The 6,536-nt window shown below is 42.1% G+C and carries 6 protein-coding genes; 1 reads left to right on the forward strand and 5 read right to left on the reverse strand.

Annotation, left to right across the window (positions count from 1 at the left end):
• Positions 1 to 7: 7 nt before the first annotated feature.
• The 4 genes from WHS63_RS06355 to WHS63_RS06370 form a co-directional block, all read right to left on the reverse strand.
• On the reverse strand, positions 8 to 1,831 hold the full coding sequence (locus WHS63_RS06355; RefSeq protein WP_445204377.1) for a peptidase U32 family protein: 1,824 nt from the start codon (positions 1,829 to 1,831) through the stop codon (positions 8 to 10).
• A gap of 3 nt (positions 1,832 to 1,834) precedes the next feature.
• Complete coding sequence (locus WHS63_RS06360) at positions 1,835 to 2,674, reverse strand: Cof-type HAD-IIB family hydrolase (RefSeq protein WP_445204378.1); 840 nt, start codon at positions 2,672 to 2,674, stop codon at positions 1,835 to 1,837.
• A gap of 68 nt (positions 2,675 to 2,742) precedes the next feature.
• Positions 2,743 to 3,711, reverse strand: coding sequence for a tetratricopeptide repeat protein (locus WHS63_RS06365; RefSeq protein WP_445204379.1), 969 nt, complete (start codon positions 3,709 to 3,711; stop codon positions 2,743 to 2,745).
• An 88-nt stretch (positions 3,712 to 3,799) separates the two neighbouring features.
• Positions 3,800 to 4,243, reverse strand: a complete 444-nt coding sequence (locus WHS63_RS06370) for a nucleoside deaminase (protein ID WP_445204380.1) — start codon at positions 4,241 to 4,243, stop codon at positions 3,800 to 3,802.
• Positions 4,244 to 4,327: 84 nt separating this feature from the next.
• On the opposite strand from WHS63_RS06370, the gene aspS reads away from it, so the two are divergent.
• Positions 4,328 to 6,079, forward strand: a complete 1,752-nt coding sequence (aspS, locus tag WHS63_RS06375; RefSeq protein ID WP_445204381.1) for an aspartate--tRNA ligase — start codon at positions 4,328 to 4,330, stop codon at positions 6,077 to 6,079.
• Between the two features lie 66 nt (positions 6,080 to 6,145).
• Here aspS and WHS63_RS06380 read toward each other — a convergent pair whose 3' ends face one another.
• The gene (locus tag WHS63_RS06380) at positions 6,146 to 6,310 is read right to left on the reverse strand and encodes a hypothetical protein (protein WP_445204382.1); all 165 of its coding nucleotides are present in this window, start codon (positions 6,308 to 6,310) and stop codon (positions 6,146 to 6,148) included.
• Positions 6,311 to 6,536: the final 226 nt, after the last annotated feature.

Below are 6,536 nucleotides of genomic sequence, written 5' to 3' on the forward strand. Positions count from 1 at the left end.
AAACTTTTTACTTATTGGGTTGAATCACCTTCATCACACAGTTCTTACAGTCAAAAACCAGAGGAAAAAGGTTATGGTCATTTTTGAGAAAAAGTCGTCCGGTTGGTTTGGCGCCTTGCTTGCTTGGGCATAAGCCCAGCTCGTGTTTGATACAGTATCGGGTAACCATCAGCTCCACCTCGCCCTTGGGGCGCTTAACCTCAAATGCAGGTTCAATGCTTTGGACTCCATGTTTTAGCAGGAAATTGGTGCTTGCCCTGTTGGCAACATTGGCTTTATACGTTAGGATTGGGTTAGGAACTGTAGCTGGGGTAGTTGTATTATTTCTACGATTTCGTTTGTGTAAGTCAATCCTTTTGGTGCGGAGCTGTAAGGTTAACTCCCTGCGAGCTGAGTTTATTATACTTGTGGGGATAAATGGGACTTCAGTAGTACATTCAATGTTAACCCTGTTAACATTGAAAATGGTGTCGCCTGTTTTTCGAAGCTGGTTTTCAATTGTGTCTAGATAATTTGGATTTTTGGCCTTGTCGAACCCATTAGGAATTTCAATGAGTGCGCTTACCCCATCTTCATCCTTAATGCTTAGCTTGATATAGTTGGCTGTAACAGATACATCTATATTGCATTCAACTTTACGTTCAGCACTTTTACGATTTAGGGTTTGTTCCAGCTCAAAATCCTCGTTACGGTAAATAGTTGTTTCAATAGCTAGGTCAGTGGGCATCTGGTTAGGAAACACCTTATCGCCATCTACTTTATTGACCCTAAATCCCACAAGTTGATTTTGAGAGTTAAAAAAACACAATCCATCGCCATTATGTATGGTTTCAGTTGAATTTATACTGAAGTAGTTCCGGTATATACGGTCAACCATACCAATTCTTTTCCCTACAGATTTTGGGGTATTTAATGATGCTTGGTTAGGTTTTCGACCATCAATAAAATGGGTGGTAAACCCGCGGTTAAAGGTTCGTTCAGGATCGGGGGTGAAGGTATAGGCACACTTTCCGCTCGAAGCCCTTTTATATTGTTGGTTTAGACCGATGAAGCTGTTTAGGAGGTTGCTGTAATGCGCAGTAATGTTTTTTACGTAGGCAATATCTTTAAGACGGCCTTCAATCTTGAACGAGGTTATTCCTGCATCAATCAAATCGGCAAGGTAGCCGCTAAGGTTAAGATCCTTTAGCGATAGGAGGTGTTTGTTTTTAGCCAGTACGTTACCCGTTTCGTCAATAAGATCGTAGGGCAAGCGGCAGGGTTGGGCACAAGCGCCTCTATTGGCGCTTCGTCCTGAAAGCGAATAACTCATGTAACATTGTCCACTATATGAAACGCACAACGCCCCATGAATAAAAAATTCAAGTTCAGCTTTTGTTTTGCTGCGTAGGTTGGATATTTCATCAAGGGTTAATTCCCTTGGTAAAACAATCCTCGATACGCCATTTTTTTCAAGAAAGTTAATGTGATCAGCGTCAATGTTATGCATTTGGGTGCTGGCATGTATGGCAATAGGAGGAATATCCATAGCAAGAATGGCAAAATCCTGTATGATAATTGCATCGGCACCAGCATTGTATATTTGGTTGATGAGCTCCTGCACCTCTTTTAGCTCACTATCAAAAATGATAGTGTTAACGGTAACGTAAACTCTGGCGTGGTATGCATGGGCAAAATGGCAAAGCTCAGCAATGTCCTCAATGGGGTTTCCGGCTTTTTCGCGGGCACCGAACTTTTGAGCAGCAATGTAAACCGCATCGGCACCGTGTGTAATGGCAGCAATGCCTGTTTCCAAATCCTTTGCGGGGGCAAGTAGCTCAAGTTCGGTCATACGCTATGCGAATTTGAATATGGTTTCAAGGGTTCTGGCAACTCCATCGTCGGTATTTGCCGGGGCAACCATTTTGGCTTTTTCCTTAACCTCTGCAGGCGAATTTTCCATTGCTATACCCAGGCTAACCGTTTGCAGCAATTCAGTATCGTTAAAGTTATCGCCAAATGCAATTGCCTGTTCAGGTTTAAGCTTGAGATGGTTTAAAAGGATAATGCATCCGGCTGCCTTATTGATGCTTGCAGGGGTTATTTCGATATAAGTATCCTTTGAACGGTATATATTGATTTTACCAGTAAACTGGCTTACCAGATGGTTATGTAAAGCGTCGATTAGCATGCTCTCGCCCATTACCATTAGTTTGTGGATATGTTGCTGTTCATTTTCCAACTCGCTAATTTTATACTCCATGTTGGAGTAAATTGTTGCTTTTACCTTGGTGTTGTTCTCCTCGCGTAAACGCCATTCGTCATTTTTTGATGCAAACCACTGGTTGTTGGAGTAAAGGCTGAAGTGCAAATCAAATTTATGGCAAATGCTGTAAACCGATTTTGCAACACTGTAATCAATTGTGGTTGAAAAGAGCTTGTTATTACCATTTATTCCTTCCTCAATGGATTTCAGAATGAGGGCGCCGTTGTAACAAATTGCAGGGTTGTCCATTGGCACCTCCCTATACAGGTGAATCATGCCTGCTGGCATTCGTGCCGATACCATTACGAAAGGAATATTATGCTGTTTAAGTTTACGGATTTGAAAGATTGTAGCTGATGAAAGTTCGCGATTTTTGTTGAGAAGGGTTCCGTCAACATCGGAAAAAACTATTCGGAATTTATTTGACATCTTGATAGGTTTGAGTATCAATAAAAAAGGGCTGCATTTGCAGCCCTCAAAGATAGTAAAAAGTTGTATTACTGGCATTTTAGCTGTTGAATCTGGTAATCGGCATTGGGCTTGAATGTGCCAAATGCAGCATTCTTGTATGCAGCACAAGCATCGCTGATTTTATTGAGCTTATGGTATGCACTAGCAATTAGGAAATAAAGTTCAGCCTTATCCTCAGCGGTTCCTTTTACAAGTTCAAGGGCTTTATTGCCATACTCAATGGCATCGTTCCAACGCTCAAGTTTGCTGTAGTTGATGGTCATAAGGCGATAAATATCGTAATCGTCGCCATCGTACTTTAAGGCCATATCAAGTAGCTTAACCACATCGTTAAGTTTATTGGCATTACGGGCCTCATCGGCTTTTTTGAGGAAGTAAGCTTTCCCTTTAGTTTTAGCCTTTTCAACATTGGCGGCATCGTTTACCTTGCCTCCCATATCAATGGTAAGGTCAAGGAATTCAACCATTTTTTCTTCGTTCTTAAGGCCTTCGTATGCTAGGGCTGTACCAAGGTAGGGATCAATGTAGTTGGGTTCGAGCTTAATGGCTTTGCCATAATTGGTAATGGCTTCCTCAAACTTGTTTTCCTTGAAAAGGTTATTGCCAAGGGCATTGTAAAGTTTGGGCATAGTTTTTTCAACGCGGCTTTTCACTGCACCATCGTTGTACTTGATTGCAGCTTCCTCTGCCTTTTCAAGGTTGTCGAGTGTGGCTTGCAAATCTTTAGCTTTGTATTTAGCCATTGCAACCTGAAAGTAAATGGTAGGAATTAACTCCTCGCACTTTTGCTTGGTTTCAGCACCTTCCTCTCCCAACTGTTCAGCAATTTGAAGTGCCGATTGAATATCCTTCAACGCTTTTTCAGGATCCTGCTTGTAAACGGTAGCGGCGTTGTTGTAAGCCTGAATGGCATCGTTAATGCTTTGTCCGCTTACGGAAACGGCACCAATTGCAAAAATGCCCAGCAAAAAATGTTTCACAAATCTAACTCTCATAGGTATTGGTTTTTAATTATGTTTTAAACTTTGTTAATGCCCTCAAAAATATCACATCAAATTAAAAAACAAAAATTAAGCCATAAAATTATCTTTTTCTGTTAAAAAATGTGCTAACAATTGATGAACATTCAAGGGCAAGCACTTCTGAAATAACTTTTGTTTTTGGGTGTAGCGTTTTACTTGCAATTATTGAATATCCTCGTTTGGGGTCGGTTGCCCCATAAACCAGTTCGCCAAGCTGTGCCCAGTACATTGCGCCAGCACACATGGGGCAGGGTTCAATGGTAACATAAAGGGTACATTGGTTTAGGTATTTACTTCCCAAATAGTTTGTGGCAGCAGTAATGGCTTGCATTTCGGCATGAGCAGTGGGGTCGCCGAGGGTTTCAGTTAAATTATGCGCTCTGGATATTATTCTATCGTTACAAACAATAACGGCCCCAATGGGCACCTCATCCTTTAGCAGGGCTTTTTGGGCTTCTTTAAGAGCCTCGCGCATGAAAAATTCGTGTTTTTTTGAGTTTTCCATACAAGATTTTGCCCAAATATATCAAATATAGTTAAAGCATCGTTTTTTATTTTTACATTCGCAACCTGAAAACGTTATTTAGATATGTACAGATCACATACTTGCGGAGAACTTAGAATTGCTCATGTGGGCAGCAGCGTTACCCTGAGCGGATGGGTACAACGTATTCGTAACCTTGGTGCAATGACCTTTATTGACCTTAGGGATAGGTATGGAATAACCCAGGTAGTTATTGACGAAAGTTGCCCCAGCCCTGTTAAAGAGATGGTAAAGGAACTTGGTCGTGAATATGTTATTCAGATTTCGGGCGAGGTGGTGGAGCGCGCCAGCAATAACAGTAAGTTGCCAACTGGCGATATTGAGGTTCGGGCTAACATGATTAAGGTGCTTAATGCCAGTGATATTCCTCCTTTCACCATTGAAGATGATACCGACGGTGGCGATGAGCTTAGAATGAAGTTCCGTTACCTCGATTTGCGTCGGAATCCGGTTAAGAATGCTCTTTTGCTTCGTCATAGAATGGCACAAGAGGTTCGTAGATACCTCGACATGCAAGGATTTATTGAGGTGGAAACGCCGTTCCTTATCAAATCTACACCTGAAGGTGCTCGTGACTTTGTGGTTCCATCACGTATTCATCCAGGGGAGTTCTACGCATTGCCTCAATCGCCCCAAACGTTTAAGCAGCTACTAATGGTTGCCGGTTTTGACAAGTATTTTCAGATTGTAAAATGTTTTCGCGACGAGGATTTACGTGCCGACAGGCAGCCAGAGTTCACACAGATTGATTGCGAGATGTCGTTTGTGGAACGCGATGACGTTCTCAACACCTTTGAGGGGTTAATTAAACACCTTTTCGCAAATGTAAAGGGTATCAATTTTACTGAACCCTTCCAACGTATGCCTTACAGCGTGGCAATGGAAAAATATGGTTCCGATAAGCCCGACCTGCGCTTTGGGATGGAGTTTGTGGAGCTAAGTTCGGTTGTTAAGGGTAAAGGGTTTAAGGTTTTTGACGATGCTGAGTATGTTGGTGCAATCTGTGCCACCGGGTGTGCAGGTTATACCCGTAAACAGCTCGATGAGCTAACCGAGTTTGTGAAACGTCCTCAGGTTGGTGCCAGCGGCCTTGTTTACATTCGCTTTGCCGACGATGGAATAAAATCGACAGTTGATAAGTTTTACTCACCCGACGATTTAATGGCTATAGCCAATGCCATGGGTGCTAAACAGGGCGACCTAATACTAATTTTGGCTGGTCCAAAGAAGAAAACTCTCTCCGCGCTTTGTGAGTTAAGGCTAGAGATGGGTAATAGGCTTGGCCTAAGGTCAAAGGATGTGTTTGTTCCCCTTTGGGTTGTTGATTTCCCACTACTGGAGTGGGACGATGAGGCACAGCGTTTCTTTGCCATGCACCATCCCTTCACATCGCCAAATCCAGAGGATATCCCTCTGTTTAAAACAGATCCCGGAAGGATTAGAGCAAATGCTTACGACCTAGTTATTAACGGAGTTGAAATTGGTGGTGGTTCAATAAGAATCTATGACAGGGAATTACAGCAAACTATGTTCGATGCGCTTGGCTTTACCAAGGAGGAGGCCGAGAAACAGTTTGGGTTCTTGCTTAATGCTTTCAGGTACGGCGCACCTCCGCACGGCGGCATTGCCTTTGGTTTCGATAGGCTTTGCTCGCTTTTTGGAGGCAGCGACTCTATTCGTGATTACATAGCATTCCCTAAAAACAATGCAGGCCGCGATGTGATGATTGATTCCCCATCCACTATCAGCCAGCAACAGCTCGATGAGCTTTACATTCAGATTAAAAAGAATAACTAGAACACTTCATAAATAAAAAACATCCGGTTATTACCGGATGTTTTTTATTTTTTCTGCAACAATTAATTATTCAGCTGCAGGTACTGTGTCGGTTTGAGCTTCAACAGTAGCATTAGTATCAACTTGCTCGGTTTGTTCTTGAGCAGGCTGTTCTTCTTGCTTAGGAGCTGACTTACATGCAACCATTGAAAGCATTCCGGCAACCATTAGGAAAAATACAAACTTTTTCATGGTAATAAAGTTATTAGTTAGTTCAAGGCAAAACTAATAAAAAAAAATATCAAATCAAAAAAAATTAATTAATCGTCATTCAATGTCGTTTAGTTAAGGTTATTTGTCATGTTGCGCGCAAGCGAAACATCAAACTGTCGTTCTGAGTACCGATTTATAGGGATAGACTTCGCCGAAGCATCTCATTGCTCTTTTCTCTTCAATCCTTTGAAGAGATCCCTCGACT

The sequence above is a fragment of the Tenuifilum sp. genome (assembly GCF_037481895.1).
GTDB classification, from domain to species: domain Bacteria; phylum Bacteroidota; class Bacteroidia; order Bacteroidales; family Tenuifilaceae; genus Tenuifilum; species Tenuifilum osseticum.